Annotated in this window: 15 protein-coding genes; 8 read left to right on the top strand and 7 right to left on the bottom strand. The window is 74.4% G+C overall.

The annotated features are described in order from the left end of the window. The 4 genes from hisC to hppD are packed head-to-tail and all read right to left on the bottom strand — an operon-like array spanning position 1 to position 3,793. A complete protein-coding gene (gene hisC / locus Sya03_RS07690; protein WP_203937488.1) occupies positions 1–1,077 on the bottom strand; it encodes a histidinol-phosphate transaminase in 1,077 nt (358 codons plus the stop codon). Continuing rightward, the gene (locus Sya03_RS07685; RefSeq protein WP_203937487.1) at positions 1,074–2,030 is read right to left on the bottom strand and encodes an RDD family protein; all 957 of its coding nucleotides are present in this window, start codon (positions 2,028–2,030) and stop codon (positions 1,074–1,076) included. The genes hisC and Sya03_RS07685 overlap by 4 nt, the downstream gene beginning before the upstream one ends. A gap of 25 nt (positions 2,031–2,055) precedes the next feature. Then, positions 2,056–2,625 carry an RDD family protein gene (locus tag Sya03_RS07680; protein ID WP_203937486.1) on the bottom strand — a complete coding sequence of 190 codons (570 nt, stop codon included), beginning with the start codon at positions 2,623–2,625 and terminating at the stop codon, positions 2,056–2,058. Between the two features lie 10 nt (positions 2,626–2,635). Then, entirely contained in the window at positions 2,636–3,793 is a 1,158-nt protein-coding gene (hppD, locus tag Sya03_RS07675; RefSeq protein ID WP_203937485.1) for a 4-hydroxyphenylpyruvate dioxygenase, read from the bottom strand. Positions 3,794–3,904: 111 nt separating this feature from the next. On the opposite strand from hppD, the gene Sya03_RS07670 reads away from it, so the two are divergent. From Sya03_RS07670 to Sya03_RS07660, 3 genes are read left to right on the top strand one after another with little or no spacing between them, the layout of a single operon-like run. Next, complete coding sequence (locus Sya03_RS07670; protein WP_203937484.1) at positions 3,905–4,420, top strand: Lrp/AsnC family transcriptional regulator; 516 nt, start codon at positions 3,905–3,907, stop codon at positions 4,418–4,420. Between the two features lie 35 nt (positions 4,421–4,455). Beyond that, positions 4,456–5,766, top strand: coding sequence for an outer membrane protein assembly factor BamB family protein (locus Sya03_RS07665; protein ID WP_203937483.1), 1,311 nt, complete (start codon positions 4,456–4,458; stop codon positions 5,764–5,766). A 52-nt stretch (positions 5,767–5,818) separates the two neighbouring features. Next, positions 5,819–7,483, top strand: coding sequence for a fumarate hydratase (locus Sya03_RS07660; RefSeq protein ID WP_203937482.1), 1,665 nt, complete (start codon positions 5,819–5,821; stop codon positions 7,481–7,483). A 221-nt stretch (positions 7,484–7,704) separates the two neighbouring features. Here Sya03_RS07660 and Sya03_RS07655 read toward each other — a convergent pair whose 3' ends face one another. Next, on the bottom strand, positions 7,705–8,220 hold the full coding sequence (locus tag Sya03_RS07655) for a hypothetical protein (RefSeq protein WP_203937481.1): 516 nt from the start codon (positions 8,218–8,220) through the stop codon (positions 7,705–7,707). Between the two features lie 267 nt (positions 8,221–8,487). Here Sya03_RS07655 and Sya03_RS07650 point away from each other — a divergent pair, with 267 nt between their 5' ends. Both Sya03_RS07650 and Sya03_RS07645 read left to right on the top strand, forming a co-directional pair. Next, positions 8,488–9,894: a class II fumarate hydratase gene (locus Sya03_RS07650; RefSeq protein ID WP_203937480.1), complete on the top strand. Its 1,407-nt coding sequence runs from the start codon at positions 8,488–8,490 to the stop codon at positions 9,892–9,894. A gap of 45 nt (positions 9,895–9,939) precedes the next feature. Further along, a complete protein-coding gene (locus Sya03_RS07645; RefSeq protein WP_203937479.1) occupies positions 9,940–10,617 on the top strand; it encodes an HAD family hydrolase in 678 nt (225 codons plus the stop codon). Positions 10,618–10,949: 332 nt separating this feature from the next. Here Sya03_RS07645 and Sya03_RS07640 read toward each other — a convergent pair whose 3' ends face one another. Continuing rightward, positions 10,950–11,831 (bottom strand): hypothetical protein, encoded by an 882-nt coding sequence (locus Sya03_RS07640; RefSeq protein ID WP_203937478.1) that lies wholly within the window; start codon positions 11,829–11,831, stop codon positions 10,950–10,952. 154 nt (positions 11,832–11,985) lie between these two features. Here Sya03_RS07640 and cysS point away from each other — a divergent pair, with 154 nt between their 5' ends. From cysS to Sya03_RS07625, 3 genes are read left to right on the top strand one after another with little or no spacing between them, the layout of a single operon-like run. Further along, positions 11,986–13,398 (top strand): cysteine--tRNA ligase, encoded by a 1,413-nt coding sequence (gene cysS / locus Sya03_RS07635; protein ID WP_203937477.1) that lies wholly within the window; start codon positions 11,986–11,988, stop codon positions 13,396–13,398. Next, positions 13,398–14,513: a 23S rRNA (guanosine(2251)-2'-O)-methyltransferase RlmB gene (gene rlmB / locus Sya03_RS07630; protein ID WP_203937476.1), complete on the top strand. Its 1,116-nt coding sequence runs from the start codon at positions 13,398–13,400 to the stop codon at positions 14,511–14,513. The genes cysS and rlmB overlap by 1 nt, the downstream gene beginning before the upstream one ends. Positions 14,514–14,527: 14 nt before the next feature. Next, positions 14,528–17,686, top strand: a complete 3,159-nt coding sequence (locus tag Sya03_RS07625) for an Hsp70 family protein (protein ID WP_203937475.1) — start codon at positions 14,528–14,530, stop codon at positions 17,684–17,686. A gap of 129 nt (positions 17,687–17,815) precedes the next feature. Here the strand turns inward: Sya03_RS07625 and Sya03_RS07620 are convergent, their stop codons facing one another. Continuing rightward, complete coding sequence (locus tag Sya03_RS07620) at positions 17,816–18,901, bottom strand: ABC transporter ATP-binding protein (RefSeq protein WP_203937474.1); 1,086 nt, start codon at positions 18,899–18,901, stop codon at positions 17,816–17,818. Positions 18,902–18,958 lie beyond the last annotated feature (57 nt).

Here is an 18,958-nt window from a genome sequence, read left to right as displayed (position 1 = left end):
TCAGGCCACCGCTGTCTCGGCCGCGGCCAGGAACAGGTCGTTCTCGGCGGGGGTGCCGATCGTGACGCGGACGCCGTCGCCCTGGAAGGGGCGGACGATGACGCCGCGGCGCTCGCAGGCGGCGCCGAAGGCGGCCGCGCCGTCGCCCAGCGGGAGCCAGACGAAGTTGGACTGGCTGTCGGGGACGTCCGGCAGCAGCTTGCGCAGGGCCTCGGTGACGCGGTCGCGTTCGGCGACGACGAGGGCGCAGCGGCGGTGGACCTCGGCCTCCTGGTCGAGTGCGGCCAGGGCGGCGGCCTGCGCCGTCATGGACGTGGAGAACGGGGTGACGACCTTGCGCACGGCGCCCGCCACCTCGGGGGACGCGACGAGGAAGCCGACGCGCAGCCCGGCCAGGCCCCACGCCTTCGACAGGGTGCGCAGGACGGCCACGTTGGGGCGGTCGGCGTAGGTGTCGATCGCGTCGGGGACGTCGGGGTCGGTGACGAACTCCCGGTACGCCTCGTCGATGACGACCAGCACGTTCTCCGGCACCCGGTCGACGAAGGCGTCCAGCTCGGCGCGGCGCACCGACGTGCCGGTGGGGTTGTTCGGGTTGCAGACGACGACGACGCGGGTGCGGTCGGTGACGGCGGCGGCCATCGCGTCGAGGTCGTGGGCGTGCGCCGGGGTGTTCGGCACGCGCACGCTGGTCGCGCCCGCGGTGGCCGCGATGATCGGGTACGCCTCGAAGGAGCGCCACGCGTACAGCATCTCGTCGCCCGGCAGGCAGGTGGCGCGCACGACGTGCTCGGCCAGCGCGACGGAGCCGCAGCCGGTGGCGATGCGCTCGGGGTCCACGCCGTAGCGGGCGGCCAGCTTGGCGCGCAGCGCCGTCGTCGCCATGTCGGGGTAGCGGTGCGACTGGGCGACCGCCGCCGTGACCGCCTCCACCACGCCGGGCAGCGGGCCGTACGGGACCTCGTTGCTGGCCAGCTTGACCGCCTCGGCCATGCCCAGCTCGCGGGCGAGGTCGGCGGGGCTGCGCCCCGGCACGTACGCGGGCAGCTGGTCCAGGTCGGCGCGGGTCAGCCTCATCGGGTTCCTCCGGTGGTCGTGCTGTCGTCCTGCTTGCGGGGGGCCGGCGAGCCGGGCGGCGCCTCGACCACGACGGTGCCGGCGATGCGGTCGTGGAACGCGCGGTGCAGCGGCTTGTCGAACAGCAGCGACGCCGAGCCGACGAGCTGGAACACCAGGCCGATGCCGTAGCAGCCCCACAGCGGCGTCCACATGCCGAGCCGGCCCCAGCGCCGGAACGCGCGCCCGAAGCCGAGCGGCTCGGTGCTCTCCTGCGCGACGACGCGGATGTGCATGATCCGCTTGCCGAGGGTCTGGCCGCTGTTGCCGAGCGCGGGCACCTCGTACGCCAGCCACAGCGCCGTGGTCAGGAACAGCATCGTGAGGATGAGCCACTGGCCACGCGCGGACGCCTGCGGGCTGACGGCCGTCTCGCGCTGCAGCGCGGCCTGCAGGATGGGCTGGAACTCCTGCCACCACTGGTACGCCAGGTACGCGTTCGCGACGGCGGCGAGGGCGGCGACGACGGCGATGTCGATGAGGCGGGCGACGAGGCGGCTGGCGACGGGCGCGAGGGCGTACCCGTGCGGGCGCGGCGGCGGGGGCGGCGGCGCGTACCCCGGTGGCGGCATCCGGTAGCCCGGCGGCGGCCCGTGGTAGAGCGGCGGCAGCCCGTGGTGCCCGCTGTGCGGCGCCGGCGGGCCCGTCGGCGGCGGGGCGACCGGCGGTGGCGGGGCCACCGGCGGGAACGGGGTCGAGGCCTGCGGGGCGCCGGGCGGGTACGTGCCGGGGGCGAACGTGCCGGGCGGCGGCTCGGGTGCGGACGGGGCGGGCTCCGGCTCGGCCGGTGGCGGCCCGTCGGGCGGGGTGGCGTCGGCGGGCAGCGCGGCGCCCACCCAGCCCTCGCCGTCCCAGTAGCGCTGGGTGTCCGGCTCGGCCGGGTCCCGGTACCAGCCGGGCGCGATCTCGCTCACCGCAACGCCTCCCCTTCGCGGACCGTCACGCCGGGTCCTTGACGACGACCGTGGTCGCGTACTTGTCGTGCAGGCACTGCCGGTACGGCTTGTCGCCGAGCTGGTAGAGCCCGTCGACGTACGTGAAACCCGGCAGGAACGCACTCACCACGTCCATGATGAGCCACCGCTTGACCGCGAACCCACGGTGGTACACCGCGCCCGGCCGCAGGGGCACGATCCGCAGCTTCATGACCCGCTTGCCGACGGTGCGCCCGCCCTGGCGGAAGCAGTACTCGACCTCGTACAGGTAGCTGACGGCGAAGGCGAGCAGGGTGAGCCCGGCGTACATGAGCAGCCAGGGGCCGACCACGTCGAGCAGGCTCGCGCCGGGCTCCGGCGGGTTCTGCACCGTCTGCCAGATGACCAGCCCGACCACCGGCAGCATCACCACCATCGCGACGCCGGTGAGGATTGCGACGTCGATGATGCGGGCCACGAGCCGGTCGCCGAAGTCGGCCAGCAGCCGCCCGTCGGGCGCGACGGGCGGCGGCGGTGGCGCCCAGTAGTGCGGCGGCGGGTACGCGGGCGGGTGGGCCGGCGGCGGGTAGGTCACCCGCACAGTGTCACAGATTGCCGCGCAGCTCCTGCTCCCGCTCGATCGCCTCAAACAGCGCCTTGAAGTTGCCCTTGCCGAAGCCGAGCGAGCCGTGCCGCTCGATCAGCTCGAAGAACACCGTGGGGCGGTCCTGGACGGGCTTGGTGAAGATCTGCAGCAGGTAGCCGTCCTCGTCCCGGTCGACGAGGATCCTGCGGGCCTTGAGCTCCTCGATCGGCGCCCGGACGGTGCCGATGCGGGCGCGCAGCTCCGGGTCGTCGTAGTACGAGTCGGGCGTGTCCAGGAACTCCACGCCGGCGGCGCGCATGGCGTCGACGCTGCGGATGATGTCGTTGGTGGCGACGGCGATGTGCTGGGGGCCGGGGCCGCCGTAGAACTCCAGGTACTCGTCGATCTGCGACTTGCGCTTCGACACGGCCGGCTCGTTGAGCGGGAACTTGACCTTGCGGGTGCCGTCCGCGACGACCTTGCTCATCAGCGCCGAGTAGTCGGTGGCGATGTCGTCGCCGATGAACTCGGCCATGTTCGTGAAGCCCATGACGCGGCGGTAGAACTCCACCCACTCGTCCATCTTGCCGAGCTCGACGTTGCCGACGACGTGGTCGACGGCCTGGAAGAAGCGCTTCGGCTGCACGCCCGCGGCGATGGCGGCGGAGCGGTCGACGATCGGCGCGCGCGCCACGAAGCCGGGCAGGAACGGCCCGGTGTAGCGGGAGCGGTCGACCAGGGTGTGCCGGGTGTCGCCGTAGGTGGCGATGGCGGCCAGCCGGACGGTGCCGTGGGCGTCGGTGACGTCGTGCGGCTCCTCCAGGCCTGCCGCGCCGGCGGCGATCGCGTGGGCCCAGGCGGCGTCGACGTCGGGCACGCTCAGCGCGATGTCGGAGACGCCGTCGCTGTGCGCGGCGACGTGCGCGGCGGCCGGGGCGCCCGCGTGCACCGCGCCGGTGATGACGAACCGGGCGGAGCCGCTGGTCAGCACGTACTCGGCGTGGTCGCGGTAGCCCTGCTCCGGCCCGCGGTAGGCGACGCAGGTCATGCCGAAGGCGGTCGAGTAGTAGTGCGCGGTCTGCCGGGCGTTGCCCACGAGGAAGCGCAGGTGGTCGACCCCGGACACCGGGAACGGGTCGCGGCCGGTCTGCGGGCGGGCGGGCAGCGTCTGGGTCATGTCGCCTCCTCGGGCTCTCGTTTCCCCGACCATCGCCCCACCGGTGGCCGGTGGGCAAGAGTGGCGGTTTCCGCTGGTCACTCTGCACATCTGGTACGGTCGAATCCGCCCATGGCTGTACAGGATGTCCAGCTGGACCACCTCGACGCCCGGCTCCTCGCGCTGCTCGCCGACGAGCCGCGCATCGGCGTGCTCGAACTGAGCCGCCGGCTCGGCGTGGCCCGCGGCACCGCCCAGGCCCGGCTCGACCGGCTCGCCGCCCGCGGCGTCGTGCGCGGCTTCGGGCCCGACGTGTCGCCCGCCGCCATCGGCTACGGCGTGATGTCGTTCGTGACGCTGGAGATCAGCCAGCGGTACGGCCACCGCGCCGTCACCGACCACCTCGCCGACATCCCCGAGGTGCTGGAGGCGCACACCATCACCGGCTCCGGCGACCTGCTCTGCCGCATCGTGGCCCGCTCCAACACCGACCTGCAGCGGGTCATCGACCAGATCGTCGGGTACGAGGGCATCGTGCGGGCGTCCACGATCATCGCGCTCGCCGAGCAGATCCCGTACCGGACGATGCCCCTGGTCAAAGCGGCCGCAAACGGGGCCAATGAGATCGACACGGGCGGATCGCGGTGATCGTCCCGGGCTGACCGGGCGCATACCGTGGCCGCGTGACCCGGCGACGGTACTACGTGATCCTCGTGCTGATCGCGGTGGTCACGCTCGCCCTCACCAACGTCTGGAACCCGTGGCCCGGCGTGTGGGCGTGGGTCGTGCGCAGCGAGCCGATCGCCCAGGGCGTCGCCGCGTGGGAGCAGCAGCTCGACGGGTCGCACAAGAGCGTCACCGTCGCCGGCGCCGCCGTGGTCGTCGAGTACCGCACCCGCACCGAGGCGTTCGGCACCCAGGCCGGGGCGCCGCTGTGGGAGAAGAACGCCGACTGGTCCGCGGTGGCCGGGCAGGGCGACAGCGCCGTCGTGGTCACCGGGGAGCTGCTCAGCAAAGGCTACGAGGTGCTCGACCCGCTCACCGGGGCCGTCCGGCGCACCGACACCGAGGCCAAGGCCGTCTGGACGTACGCCGACGCCATCCTCGACGTGCGCTGCCTGGAGGCCCGCGACTGCGAGCTGAGCGCGTGGGACCCGCGCGGCACCGCCCCGCTGTGGACGGTCAGCACGCCCGGCATGGGCTTCGTGCTGTTCGCCGACAACCCCGCCCTGCCCGGCACCAAACCGCTCACCGGCGACGCCGTCGACGGCGCCGCGGGCGGCCCCGGCCGGCTGCCCGGCGTCATCGGCTTCCCCGCCGACAACCGGCTGCACGTCGTCGACACCGCCGCCGGCCGCGTCGAGCAGGTCCTCGACCTCGACCGGCGCGACCGCCGGGTCACCGTCGCCGGCGGCCGGGTCCTCACCGTGACCGCCACCGCCGCCGACGGCACCTGCTACTTCGCCGTGTCCGCCGCCGACGCCCGCAGCGGCCGCGAGGTCTGGCAGGCCGACGGCCTCAACCTGCGCACCGCCGGCGACGGCGCCGGCTGCGAACAGCAGCACGACCCGGCCGGCGGCCAGGACGTCGTCCTCGGCGTCGACCCGACCGGCCGCGAGCAGCTCATCGACGCCCACGACGGCCGCCGCCTCTGGAAGGGCACCCCCGCGCACCGGGTCCTCGCCGTCGACGACCGGCGCGCCCTCATCCGCACCGGCCGGCGGCTGTCCGCCTGGGACTTCTCCCGCGGCCGCACCGCCTGGGAGCGCACCGTCCACGACAAGGCGCAGGCGGCCGTCACCCCGTACGCCGTCGTGGTCGTCGACCAGGGCCCCCGCCGCGTCGCCGCGCTGCGCACCTCGACCGGCGCGGTCCTCGCGGAGTTCCGCACCGGCGCCCGGGTGCTCGCCGTCGGACCGTCCGGGATGGTCGTCGGCGAGGGACGGCAGATGGCGTACCTGCCGTTCAATGGCATCTCAGCCGTGTCGTCATGACCGGACGGGGGAGTTTCGGCAGCGTCCGACCGCTGCCCTAGAGTTGCCGCTCATGAGCAGAGCCGCCGCCTTCTCGTACGCCCCGCTGCTGCCCACGGGCGAGGACCTCACCGAGTACCGCCTCGTCACCGACGAGGGCGTCGACGTCGTGAACGGGCCCGGCGGCCGCCGCTTCCTCACCGTCGAGTCCGCGGCGCTCACCCAGCTGACCGCCGAGGCGATGCACGACATCGCGCACTACCTGCGCCCCGCCCACCTCGCCCAGCTGCGCGCCATCATCGACGACCCGAAGGCGTCGCCCAACGACCGCTTCGTCGCCCTCGACCTGCTGCGCAACGCCAACATCGCGGCCGGCGGCGTGCTGCCCATGTGCCAGGACACCGGCACCGCCATCGTCATGGGCAAGCGCGGCCGGCACGTCCTCACCGACGGCCTCGACGAGCAGGCCATCGCGCACGGCGTCTACGAGGCGTACACGAAACTGAACCTGCGCTACTCGCAGCTGGCGCCGCTGACCATGTGGGACGAGCGCAACACCGGCTCCAACCTGCCGGCCCAGATCGAGCTGTACGCCGAGGACCCGGGCGGCCACCCCGACGCGTACAAGTTTCTGTTCATGGCCAAGGGCGGCGGCTCCGCCAACAAGTCCTACCTCTACCAGGAGACGAAGGCGCTGCTGAACCCGGCGCGCATGATGCAGTTCCTGGACGAGAAGCTGCGCCTCATCGGCACCTCCGCCTGCCCGCCGTACCACTTGGCCGTGGTCATCGGCGGCACCTCCGCCGAGCACGCGCTGAAGACCGCCAAACTGGCCAGCGCCAAGTACCTCGACACCCTGCCCACCCAGGGCTCGATGCTCGCCCACGGCTTCCGCGACGTGGAGCTGGAGGCCGCCGTCCTCGAACTGACCCGCGACTTCGGCATCGGCGCCCAGTTCGGCGGCCGCTACTTCTGCCACGACGTGCGCGTCATCCGCCTCCCGCGCCACGGCGCCTCCTGCCCGGTCGCCATCGCCGTCTCCTGCTCCGCCGACCGCCAGGCCGTCGCCAAGATCACCCCGTCGGGCGTCTGGCTGGAACGCCTGGAGACCGACCCGGCCCGCTTCCTGCCGGACGTCGGTGCCGACCGCCTGTCCGACGACGTCGTCAAGGTCGACCTGCGCCAGCCCATGTCCTCGATTCGCGCCCAGCTCTCGCAGCTGCCCGTGAAGACCCGGCTGTCGCTGACCGGGCCGCTGGTGGTCGCCCGCGACATCGCCCACGCCAAGATCGCCGAACGGCTCGACGCCGGCGAACCCATGCCCGCCTACCTGCGCGACCACGCCGTCTACTACGCCGGCCCGGCCAAGACCCCCGAGGGGTACGCCTCCGGCTCCTTCGGCCCCACCACGGCCGGCCGCATGGACGCGTACGTGGAGAAGTTCCAGGCCGCCGGCGGGTCGCTCGTCATGCTGGCCAAGGGCAACCGGTCCGCGCAGGTGACCCGGTCCTGCCAGACGTACGGCGGCTTCTACCTCGGCTCCATCGGCGGTCCCGCGGCGCGGCTCGCCCAGGACTGCATCCGGCACGTGGAGGTGCTGGAGTACCCGGAGCTGGGCATGGAGGCGGTGTGGAAGATCGAGGTGGAGGACTTCCCGGCGTTCATCGTGGTGGACGACAAGGGTGAGGACTTCTTCGCCGAGGTCACCAAGCCGACGCTGTCGATCGGGAGGCGCTGAGCTTTCCCGGGCTCGGTCCTGCGCGGCGGCCGCGCGTCGGGCGGCGGCTCGACGTCGGGTTGATCACCCAGGCCGGGCCCGCGGCCTGACTGCGGCCGCCGGTCCGGGGCGTGGTGACCTCGGCCTCGGCGCGCAGCCGGACTGCGACGGCCGGTCCGGGGCGGTCACCGGCTCGGGCCCGCGGCCGGGCCGCCGGCCGGGTCCGATCGGACTATCGCGGGTCAGCCGCAGATCGGGGCGAGCGGCTCGACCCAGGAGACCATCTCCTCCTGGAGAGTGCCGTTGATGCTCTCCACGCTCTTGATGTCGTTGTAGAACTTCGCGTCCTTGGCGGTCGCGGCGATGTTGTCCGCCGCCTCCTTGCCCGCCGCCACCAGCTCCGGGTCCTGCGCCTTGGCGGAACTCGACCGGATCTTCTTCGCGACCGTCTCCAGCTCCGTCTTCGCCTGCGCCTGCGCCTTCTTCGCCTCGGCGGTGGCCTTGGCCTCCTTGTTGGCGATCATCTTGCCGATCGCGGCGCCGAAGCCGTCCATGTCGGTCTCGATGACCTTCATGACGCCGGCGCACACCTTCTCCGTGTCGGCACTGAAGTCCGGCGCGGCCGACGCGGGCGCCGTGCTCGGCGCGGCCGAGGTGGCGTTGGCGGCGGGCGCGGCGGCGCCGTCGGGCTCGTCGGCGCTGCAGGCCGCGGTCATGAGCAGACCGCCGGCGACGACGGCGAGGAGAAGACGGCGCATCGGAGAAGATCCGTTCCTGTGGGGCGTACCGGGCAACTCCGGGGCACCCTACGGCGCGTTTCCGGGGACCGTCCACCTAGCGACGCAGCCCACCGGGTGGCGTACCCGGACAAAAGGGGGCGCCCGCCGACGGCCTCGACGTCCTCGCCCGGGCTTGCGGGAAGCAGCGGCGGCGCAGCTACGCCGGTGTCCGCCGCCGGGTGCGCCCCGGGCGGTCGACCGGCGGCCGGCGCGGATCATCTGCGCCCGTCGGGCGCGCGGGGCAGGATGGGATGCGTGACGACTGAGGAGAGCGGCTTCCGCATCGAGCGCGACACCATGGGTGAGGTCCGGGTCCCTGCTGATGCCCTGTGGCGGGCGCAGACGCAGCGGGCCGTCGAGAACTTCCCGATCTCCGGGCGGGGGATCGACCCCGCGCACATCCGGGCGCTGGCCCAGATCAAGGGCGCCGCCGCGCAGGTGAACGCCGAGCTGGGTGTGCTCGACGCCGACGTGGCGAAGGTGATCGCGACGGCGGCCGCGCACGTCGCCGGGGGCGGGTACGACGACCAGTTCCCGATCGACGTGTTCCAGACCGGGTCGGGCACCTCGTCGAACATGAACACCAACGAGGTCGTCGCGACGCTCGCCGCGCGCGAGCTGGGGCGGCCGGTGCACCCGAACGACCACGTGAACGCGTCGCAGTCCAGCAACGACGTGTTCCCGTCGTCCATCCACCTTGCCGCGTCGGAGGCCGTGGTCAACACGCTGTTGCCGGCGCTCGACCACCTCGCCGGGGCGCTCGAGGTGAAGGCCGCCGAGTGGGCGGAGGTCGTGAAGAGCGGCCGCACCCACCTCATGGACGCCACCCCGGTCACCCTCGGGCAGGAGTTCTCCGGGTACGCGGCGCAGATGCGCTACGGCGCCGACCGGCTGCTCGGGACGCTGCCGCGGCTGGCGGAGCTGCCGCTGGGCGGCACGGCGGTGGGGACGGGCGTGAACACGCCGCCCGGGTTCGCGCCGGCCGTCATCGAGCGGCTGCGGGAGATGACCGGGCTGCCGCTGACGGAGGCGCGCAACCACTTCGAGGCGCAGGGGGCACGGGACGCGCTCGTCGAGGCGTCCGGGCAGCTGCGCACCGTGGCCGTCGGGCTTTACAAGATCGTGAACGACATCCGCTGGATGGGTTCCGGGCCGCGCGCCGGCCTGCGCGAGCTGCGCCTGCCCGACCTGCAGCCCGGCTCGTCGATCATGCCGGGCAAGGTGAACCCCGTCGTGCCGGAGTCGGTGCGTCAGGTGTGCGCGCAGGTCATCGGCAACGACGCCGCCGTCGCGTTCGCCGGCACGCAGGGCGACTTCGAGCTGAACGTCATGCTGCCGGTGATGGCCCGCAACCTGCTCGAGTCGATCCGGCTGCTGGCCAACGCCAGCCGGATGCTCGCCGACCGGTGCGTCGCCGGGCTGGAGGCGGACGAGGAGGTGGCCCGCGGCTACGCGGAGGGCTCGCCGTCCATCGTCACGCCGCTGAACCGGCACATCGGCTACGACGAGGCCGCCGCGGTGGCCAAGCAGGCGCTCAAGGAGCACAAGACCATCCGCGAGGTCGTGATCGAGCGGGGGCACGTGGCGAACGGGACCCTCACCGAGGCGCAGCTCGACGAGGCGCTCGACGTGCTGCGGATGACCCGGCCGTGAGCGCGCGGTGACGACAGCGGGCCGACCGGCGCGGGGCGCGCGCCGGTGATCCGTGCCGTCGTCTTCGACGCCGACCACACGCTCGTCGACCTGCGCCCGGCCGTCGAGGCCGCCCAGGACGCCGTGCTGGCCGAGGCGCACGCCCGCGGTGCGACCGGTCTGTCCGCCGAGGAGATGCGCGCCGACTGGTACACCGCCTTCGCCGCAATGGCCGCCGAGCCGGTGCAGCGGATCCGCCGTGCCGCGCTGGCCGCCTCGCTGGACCGGCACGGGCTGGGCGCGCTCACCGACGAGATGCTGGAGCTGTTCTACGAGCGGCGCTTCGCGCACAGCCGCCCGTTCGACGGGGTGTTGCCCGTGCTCGCGGCGCTGCGCGAGCGGTACGTGCTCGGCTACGCGACCAACGGCAACAGCCTGGCCGGGCGGTGCGGGCTGGGCGGCGAGTTCGCGTTCGAGCTGTACGCGTTCGGCCCGGAGGACCTGCCGAAGAAGCCGGACCCGCGGTTCTTCGCGGGGGTGGCCGCGGCGGTGGGCGGGCCCCCGGCGTCGATCGTCTACGTCGGCGACCACATCCACCACGACGTGGCCGCTTCGCGGGCTGCCGGGATGCGGGCGGTGTGGTTCAACCCGCTCGGCCTCGCATCGCCGCCGGAGGTGACGCCCGACGCCCAGGTGCGGGACCTGGCCGAGCTGCCGGCGGTGGTCGAGGGTCTCGCGCGCTGAGCGCCACGGCGGCGCGGCCTCGCGGTGGTCGCGGCGCCGGCGAGCCGGTGGCCGCTCCGGACGGCTCGCCACCATGCTCCGACCCGCCGCGCTGCGCCGTCCCGCCGCCCTGCGCCGGCCCGGCGGCCCGGGCCGGCCTACCGCGCTGCGCCGTCCCGCCGGTCCGTGCCGGCCTACCGCGCTGCGCCGTCCCGCCGGTCCGTGCCGGCCCGCCGCCCGGCGCCGGCCCGCCGGCCCGCGCCGGGCCTCCGCGCGCAGCGCCGTCCACGACCGGCGGCGTCCACACCGGCGCTCGCACTGCCGGGGGCGGCGGCAGGAAAGGGTCGGCGCGGTCATCGCCGCCACCCCGCCGCCAGCAGGGCGGCGCGGACCTCGGCCAGCACGCCGGGGAACTCGGTGCGCACGCGCGCGGGCGCCATGTGCAGGACGACCCAGCCCGCCGCGGCGAGGCTGCTCACCCGGCGCTGATCGCCGGCCGGCCGGATGCCGTCGATCTCGACGGCGACGCGGTGCTCCGGCCAGCACAGGTGCGGCCGCAGCACCCGGCCCGACTCCAGCACCAGCGGCTGCCGCACCGCCGGGCGTGGCAGCCCGCCGAGGACCAGGCGCACGCGCAGCCGCGACTCCAGCGGCAGCTCGGCGGCGGCGTCGGCCAGCGCGAGCGCGGCCTGCGCGCGCCGGGAGCCCGGGCGGCCGTCCAGCCGGGTGGCCAGCTCGGTCAGGGCCGGCTCGGGCACCTGCCCGCTCGACAGCAGCGCGTCGATGATCGGCACCGCGACCACCGGCTTCAGCCACGCCCCGACGTCCCACGCCGTGCGGGCCGCCGTGGTGCGGGGCAGGCCGTCGCCCTCGTGCACGTCGGCCGGGCCGAGGTCGACGTGGTGGACGCGCAGGCGCTGCTGGGCGCCGGCCCGCTCGCCTGCCGGGGTGACGACGTGCACGTCGTCGCCGAACCCGGCCGCGTGGCCCACCCCGTGCAGGTAGGCCGCCGAGGGACCGGCCAGGACGGTGCCGGGCGGCAGCCGTGCCAGGGCGCCGCGGCAGGCCAGCGTGTGGTCGCGGTCGAGCCGGGCGTCGCCGTACACGTCGTGGCGCAGCCGCAGCCAGGCGTGGCTGCGCAGCTGGTGTTCGGTGAGGACGCCGCGGCGGACGGCCTCGGACCCGCGGAAGACGTGGAACGCGAGCCGGGCGGGGCGGTGGGGCTGCACGGGCATGGCTCACACCTTGGCCGCCCCCAGCCGCCCCGGCGGACCCTGTGGATAACTTTCGCGGGCCGCTCGCGCGCCTTTCCAGGAAACCGGTCCCTCCGCCGTTTTCGGGCGGCCCGCGGACGGAAACCCCCTGGGCCCGGCCGGTACCCTGGCTCCCGTGACTCTCCGCCTCTACGACACCGCGACCCGCTCGGTGCGGGACTTCGTCCCGCGTGTGCCCGGTCAGGCGGGGATCTACCTGTGTGGTCTCACCGTCCAGGGCACCCCGCACATCGGCCACCTGCGGTCCGGCGTCAACTACGACGTGCTGCGCCGCTGGCTCACGCACTCCGGCTTCGACGTCACCTTCGTGCGCAACGTGACGGACGTCGACGACAAGATCCTGGAGAAGGCCGACGAGCAGGGCCGCCCGTTCTGGGCGATCGCCTACGCGAACGAGCGCGTCCTCGCCGCCGACTACGCCAGCCTCAACGTGCTGCCGCCGACCTACGAGCCGCGCGCCACCGGCCACGTGCCCGACATGCACGAGCTGATCCAGATCCTCATCGACGCGGGCCACGCCTACGCGGCGCCCGACGGCTGCGGCGACGTGTGGTTCGACGTTATGTCCTACCCGGCGTACGGTGCGCTGTCCGGCCAGGACCCGGAGGACATGCGCCGCCCCGACAAGGACGACCCGGGCAAGCGCGACTACCGCGACTTCGCCCTGTGGAAGGGCGTCAAGTCGACCGAGCCCGCCGACGCCAGCTGGCCGTCGCCGTGGGGCCGGGGCCGGCCGGGCTGGCACATCGAGTGCTCCGCCATGTGCAAGCGCTACCTCGGCGACGAGTTCGACATCCACGGCGGCGGGCTCGACCTGACGTTCCCGCACCACGAGAACGAGATCGCCCAGTCCCGGGCGGCCGGGCTCGGGTTCGCCCGCTACTGGGTGCACCACGCGCTGCTCAACCTCGGCGAGGCCAAGATGAGCAAGTCGCTGGGCAACGTCATCGACGTCGCGGCCGTCGTCGCCATGGGCATCCGCCCGGTCGAGCTGCGCTACTACCTCGGCGCCCCGCACTACCGCTCGCGCATCGACTACTCCGACGACGCGCTGCGCGAGGCCGCCGTGGCCTACCGGCGTATCGAGGGGTTCGTGCAGCGCGCGGTCGAGCGGGTGGGTCCCGGTGAGCCGGGGGCGGTGCCGGACGCGTTCGCCGCCGCGATGGACGACGACCTCAACACCTCGGCGGGTCTCGCCGTCCTGCACGAGACCATGCGCGAGGGCAACACCGCGCTGGCCGCCGGCGACGACGAGGCCGTCCGCTCCGCGCTCGCCGCGGTCCGCTCCATGGCCGGCATCCTCGGCGTCGATCCGCTCGACGGCCCGTGGACCGCCGGGCAGAGCGGCGGCGACCTCAAATCGGTGGTCGACGCGCTCGTCGCGCTCGCCCTCGAACAACGCGCGCAAGCCCGCACGCGCAAGGACTGGGCGGCCGCCGACGCGGTCCGCGACCAGTTGAAGAACGCGGGCGTCCAGGTCGAGGACACCCCGGCGGGCCCGCGGTGGACGATAGGGGAGCAGCACTGATGCCGGGCAATTCGCAGAACCGAAGCAAGCGGGTCACCGCCAAGAAGGGCGCCACCGTCGGCTCGGGTGGCAAGAACCGCAGCTCGCTCAAGGGCAAGGGCAAGACGCTGCCCGCCGACGAGCGGCCGTGGCACAAGGGCTACTCGGGGACGGAGAAGCTGCCGTCGAAGACCGCCTGGAAGCAGGACAAGGAGCGCAAGGCCGCCGCCGCGGAGGGGCGCATCCCGAAGATCGGCAAGCCGGGCACCAAGGACACCACCTGGGGACGCGGCGGTCACGGCAAGCCGCAGCAGACCAGGACCGCCGCCGCCGCGCGTGGTGGTCGGTCGGGTCCGCGGGTCGCGCCGGGGCGCCGGTCGAACCCGGGCCGGGAGGCCTCCGAGCTGCTGGTCGGGCGCAACCCCGTCGTCGAGGCGCTGCGCGCCCTGGTGCCGGTGACCGCGATGTACGTGGCGCAGGGCATCGACATCGACGAGCGGGTCAACGAGGCGGTGCGCACCGCCGGCGACCGGGGCGTGCCGATCCTGGAGATCAGCCGGGCGGAACTCGACCGGATGACCGGCGGGGTGCTCCACCAGGGCATCGGCGTGCAGGTGCCGCCGTTCGCGTACGAGAACTTCGACGACCTGGTGGCCGCGGCGTCCGAGCAGGCCGCGCCGCTGCTCGTGGCCCTCGACGGGGTGACCGACCCGCGCAACCTGGGCGCGGTCATCCGGTCGGTGGCGGCGTTCGGCGCGCACGGGGTGTTCATGCCCGAGCGGCGCGCCGCCGGCATCACGGCCACCGCCTGGCGCACCAGCGCCGGCGCGGCCGCCCGGGTGCCCGTGTCGCAGGTGGTCAACCTGACGCGGGCGCTCAAGGCCTGCCAGGCCGCCGGGTTCGTGGTGGTCGGCCTCGACGCCGACGGCGACACCGACCTGTACGACCTGGAGGCCGCCGTCGGCCCGCTCGTCGTCGTGGTCGGCTCCGAGGGCCGTGGCCTGTCCCGGCTCGTCGGCGAGACGTGTGACCTGCGGGTCGGCATCCCGATGGCGTCGTCGGTGGAGTCGCTCAACGCGAGCGTGGCGGCCGCCGTCACGCTCGCCGAGGTCGCCCGCCGCCGCAGCGCCGGCTGAGCGCGGGCGGGGGCATGGCGGCCGGGTACGCGCTCGCCGTCGACCTGGGCACGTCGAACACGGTGGCGGTGCTGCGCGCGCCTGACGGGCGCACGCGGCCGGTGCTGTTCGACGGGCAGCCCGTGCTGCCGTCGGCGGTGTACCTCGACGCGGCCGGTGCGTACCACGTCGGCTGGGACGCGGCGCGGCTCGGCCAGGCCGATCCCGCCCGCCTCGAGCCCAACCCGAAGCGGCGCATCGACGAGCCGTCGATCCTGCTGGGCGAGCGCGAGACGTGGACGGCCGACCTGCTCGCCGCCGTCCTGCACGAGGTCGGGCGGGCCGCCGTCGCCGCCGCGGGCGGGCTGCCGCCGGCCGTGCTGACGTACCCGGCGAGCTGGGGCGCGAGCCGGCGCGACGTGCTGGTGCAGGCCGTCGCCCGGGCGGGCTGGCCGCCCGTCGGGCGCGGCACCACACTGGTGCCCGAGCCGGTCGCCGCGGCGCGGTACTTCGCTGACGTGCTGCGCCGGCCCGTGCCCGTCGGCGGTTCGCTCGCCGTGTTCGACTTCGGGGGCGGCACGCTCGACCTGGCCGTGGTGCGGAATGAGGGCGTCGGCGAGGACGGCCGCGGGCGGTTCGTCGTCGCCGGGGCCGGCGGCGTCGCCGAGCTGGGCGGTCTCGACCTCGACGCCGCCCTGGTCGAGCACCTCGGCGCGGGGATCCGGGCGAGCGATGCGGCGGCGTGGGCGGCCATCGAGGAACCGGCGACCACGGCGCAGCTGCGCGCGCGGCGCCGGTTCTGGGACGACGTGCGCGGGGCCAAGGAGATGCTGTCGCGGGCGGCGCTCGCGCCCGTCGCGGTGCCCGGCATCGACCAGGCCGCGCACCTGACCCGCGACGAGCTGGAGGCGGTGATCCGGCCGCTGCTCGCCCGCGGCGTCCGCGAGGCGGCGATCGTCATCGACCGGTGCGGGCTGCGGCCCGACCAGCTCGCCGGGCTGTTCCTGGTGGGCGGGTCGTCGCGGGTGCCGCTGGTGGCGCGGTTGCTGCACCACGAGCTGGGCATCGCGCCGACCGTGCTGGAACAGCCGGAACTGCCGGTCGCGGAGGGCGCCCTGCTGGAGCCCGCCCGGGCGGGCCGGGACGCGGACCTCGCCGGGCCGGTCGGCAGCGGACACGCGCCTGGCGGGGGCGCCGCCGGCAGCGGGCATGCGCCTGGCGGAGGCGCCGCCGGTAGTGGACATGCGCCTGGTGGAGGCGCCGCCAGCAACGGGCATGTGCCCGGCGGAGGTTCCGCCGGCAGCGGGCATGCGCCCGGCGCCGGATCGGCCGGGGACGGTGGGTGGGTGCCGGTCGGTAGTGCCCCCGCCCTGGTCGGGGCGGACGAGCCGCCCGGCGGGCCGGTGCCGGAGTTCACCCCGACCGTGCCCGACGTGGTGCCGTCGCCGGACGGGGCGGCGGCCGCGGGTCCGCGCGGGCCGGTGTACGGGGGCGGTGGGTCGGCGCCGCAGCAGACGCGGCCGCTGCCGGACGGTCATGAGGCGGCGCCGCTCGCGGCGGTGGGGAACCCGGCTCCGGCGGGTCCCGCTGCGCACTTTCCCGGGGTCCGCGAGGCGCCGGCCGGGACGGCGGCGCAGCGTGCGCCGTCCGGGCCGGGATCGACCGCCGGACCTGCTGCCTGGGCGCCGGGATCGCCCGCGGGGCCTGCTGGCTGGGCGTCGGGACCGCCCGCCGGTTCTCCTGCCTGGGCGCCGGGGTCGCCGGCAGGTGACGGTGGGGGTGGCTGGAGCGGCGGGGGCGGGGCTGTGCGCGTACCCCCGACGCCGGAGGCGCCCGCGGCCCGGCGGCGGAATCCGTTGATCTGGGTCGCGGCGGCCGTTGCCGTGGTCGTGGTCGTCGGGGCCGGCGCGGTGGTCGCCTGGTGGTGGAACCGGGGGCCGGCGGCGATCGACTTCCGGTCCTTCACCGGGGCGACGACGGTGGCCGCGCCCGGCATGACCGCCACCGGGTGGGTGGACACGGCGGTGGTGGGCGACCGGGCGTACCTGGCGTTCGCGAAGGAGGACACCTCGCTCGAGGTGGTCGCGGTCGAGGTGGACGGCGGCAAGGAGTTGTGGCGCAGCACCGCGGCCGGGACGGCCGAGCGGTGGCAGGGGATCGCCGCGGTGGGCGACGGCGTGGCCGTGTTCACCGAGGAGGACCCGGGCACGGACGTGCGCACGATGACCGTGATCCGGGGCGCGGACGCGTCGTGGCGGCGGCAGTTGCTGGCGGACGACCTGGTGTATCTGTTCGAGTCGACGGTCGTGGTGTCGCAGCCGGGGGAGGCGCGGATCATCGGGCTCGAGCCGCGCAGCGGTGAGCACCGGTGGGAGCTGCCCAACAAGCTCGACCAGCCGACGAACAACGCGCACGCGACCGTGGTCGTGGCGACCGTGCCCGACGACCATGCGGGGGCGGCGGACGTGGCGGGGCGGTCGTTCGCGGCGTACCGGGGCGCGGACGCCCGGATCGTGGCGATCGGGGCGGACCGGTCGGCGCGGGTGATCGACGTGCAGAGCGGCGACGTCGTGAAGGAGCGCGCGGACGTCGCCGACGCCAACGACCTGATGCTCGCCCACAACGGGCGGCTGATCATCGGGGCGAACGACGACGGGTACCGGCTCAGCTCCTACGACCTGGCGACGATGGGCGAGCCGGTCAGCGTGTACACGCAGACCGGGCGGGGCTGGGACGCGGAGAAGCTGACGCCGTGCGGGCCCGACCGGGTGTGCCTGATCGAGAAGGACGGCTACGACCAGGACACCGCCGCGGTGGTGGCCGTCGACCTGAAGAAGCCGGGACGGGTGTGGGACGCGCCCGCCGCCGGCGCGGACCGGCTGGTTCCCGTCGGGGACGCCGTGCTGGCCGTGCAGACGAACAACCCGCCGACGGCGGTGCTCGCCGACGGCGACGGGCGGCGCACGCTGACCGGGGTGCCGGCGCGGGTGGACGGGGCGAACCTGCTGCTGTTCGCGGACACGCCGTCGGACTACGTCAGCGACGTGCCGGTGGCCGGGGTGTCGCTGGGCGCGGACGAGCCGGTGCAGCTGGGGCCGCTCGCGGGGATGCGGGCGGGGCGGTGCTCGTGGGACAGCGCGGTCATCGCGTGCGCCGGCAAGGACGGCTTCGTGCTGCAACGCTTCGCGGACTGACCGCCGCCAGGGCCGGGGCGCCGGCGGGCACCGGATGGGGCGCGGGCCGCGCCCGACGCGAGGGCCGCGCGGAACGCGGAACGGGGCGGCTCCCCGAAGGGAACCGCCCCGCCCGTGCGGTGCTGTGGATCAGATGCGGTTGCCGTTGGTGGCGTGGAACGCGTGCACGTGGTTCGGCTGCGGCTTGATGAACACGGTCTCGCCCATGCTCGGCATGCCGCGACGGTCCGTGCGGACCACGAAGCGCTCCGAGCCGCCGTCGAGGGCCGCGTGGCCGTAGACGTTGGCGTCCGAACCGAGGTCCTCGACCAGGTCGACGACGATCGGCAGGCCACCCTCGTGCGGGCCGACCAGGTCGGTCGCCTCGGGGCGGAAGCCGATGGTGACCTTGCCGCCGCCGCTGGACGCCGCGGCGATCTGCTCGCGCTGCATCGGCAGGATCATCTGGGCGAAGCTCGCGCCCTGCTCGCTCAGCGGCACCGTCTTGATGTTCATGGCCGGCGAACCGATGAAGCCGGCGACGAACACGTTCTGCGGGGTGTCGTACAGGGCGCGCGGGGTGTCGCACTGCTGCAGCACACCGTCGAGCATGACGGCGACCCGGTGGCCCATCGTCATGGCCTCGACCTGGTCGTGCGTGACGTAGACGGTGGTGATACCGAGCTTCGCCTGCAGGGTGGCGATCTGCGAACGGGTCTGGACGCGCAGCTTGGCGTCGAGGTTCGACAGCGGCTCGTCCATGAGGAAGACCTGCGGCTCACGCACGATGGCGCGACCCATGGCGACGCGCTGGCGCTGGCCGCCGGACAGGGCCTTCGGCTTGCGCGACAGGTACTCGTCGAGCTGCAGCAGCTGCGCGGCCTCCTTGACGCGGCGGTCGATCTCCGCCTTCGAGGTCTTGCGCAGCTTCAGGGCGAACGCCATGTTCTCGTACACGGTCATGTGCGGGTACAGGGCGTAGTTCTGGAAGACCATCGCGATGTCGCGCGACTTCGGCGGCAGGTGCGTCACGTCGCGCTGGTCGATGAGGATCTGACCGCGGTCGACGTCCTCGAGGCCGGCGAGCATGCGCAGGCTGGTCGACTTGCCGCAACCCGACGGGCCGACGAGGACGAGGAACTCGCCGTCGCCGATCTGCAGGTCGAGCTCGTTGACGGCCGGACGCTCCTGGCCGGCGTAGATGCGCGTGGCCTTGTTGTAGCTCACGGTTGCCATGGGGTGCTTCCTTTCACCGGCAGGAACGTGCCGGACGATCCGTGTGAAGGAGCGGCC

It is taken from the genome of Spirilliplanes yamanashiensis, from assembly GCF_016863475.1.
Taxonomy (GTDB): Bacteria; Actinomycetota; Actinomycetes; order Mycobacteriales; family Micromonosporaceae; genus Spirilliplanes; species Spirilliplanes yamanashiensis.
The sequence above is the reverse complement of the archived record's forward strand: the minus strand, read 5'-3'. Positions and strand labels throughout refer to the sequence as shown.

Coding starts and splice junctions, on each gene's coding strand:
- hisC (WP_203937488.1), bottom strand. CDS start 1,077: ATGAGGCTGACCCGCGCCGACCTGGACCAGCTGCCCGCGTACGTGCCG.
- hppD (WP_203937485.1), bottom strand. CDS start 3,793: ATGACCCAGACGCTGCCCGCCCGCCCGCAGACCGGCCGCGACCCGTTC.
- Sya03_RS07670 (WP_203937484.1), top strand. CDS start 3,905: ATGGCTGTACAGGATGTCCAGCTGGACCACCTCGACGCCCGGCTCCTC.
- Sya03_RS07660 (WP_203937482.1), top strand. CDS start 5,819: ATGAGCAGAGCCGCCGCCTTCTCGTACGCCCCGCTGCTGCCCACGGGC.
- Sya03_RS07655 (WP_203937481.1), bottom strand. CDS start 8,220: ATGCGCCGTCTTCTCCTCGCCGTCGTCGCCGGCGGTCTGCTCATGACC.
- Sya03_RS07650 (WP_203937480.1), top strand. CDS start 8,488: ATGGGATGCGTGACGACTGAGGAGAGCGGCTTCCGCATCGAGCGCGAC.
- Sya03_RS07640 (WP_203937478.1), bottom strand. CDS start 11,831: ATGCCCGTGCAGCCCCACCGCCCCGCCCGGCTCGCGTTCCACGTCTTC.
- rlmB (WP_203937476.1), top strand. CDS start 13,398: ATGCCGGGCAATTCGCAGAACCGAAGCAAGCGGGTCACCGCCAAGAAG.
- Sya03_RS07625 (WP_203937475.1), top strand. CDS start 14,528: ATGGCGGCCGGGTACGCGCTCGCCGTCGACCTGGGCACGTCGAACACG.
- Sya03_RS07620 (WP_203937474.1), bottom strand. CDS start 18,901: ATGGCAACCGTGAGCTACAACAAGGCCACGCGCATCTACGCCGGCCAG.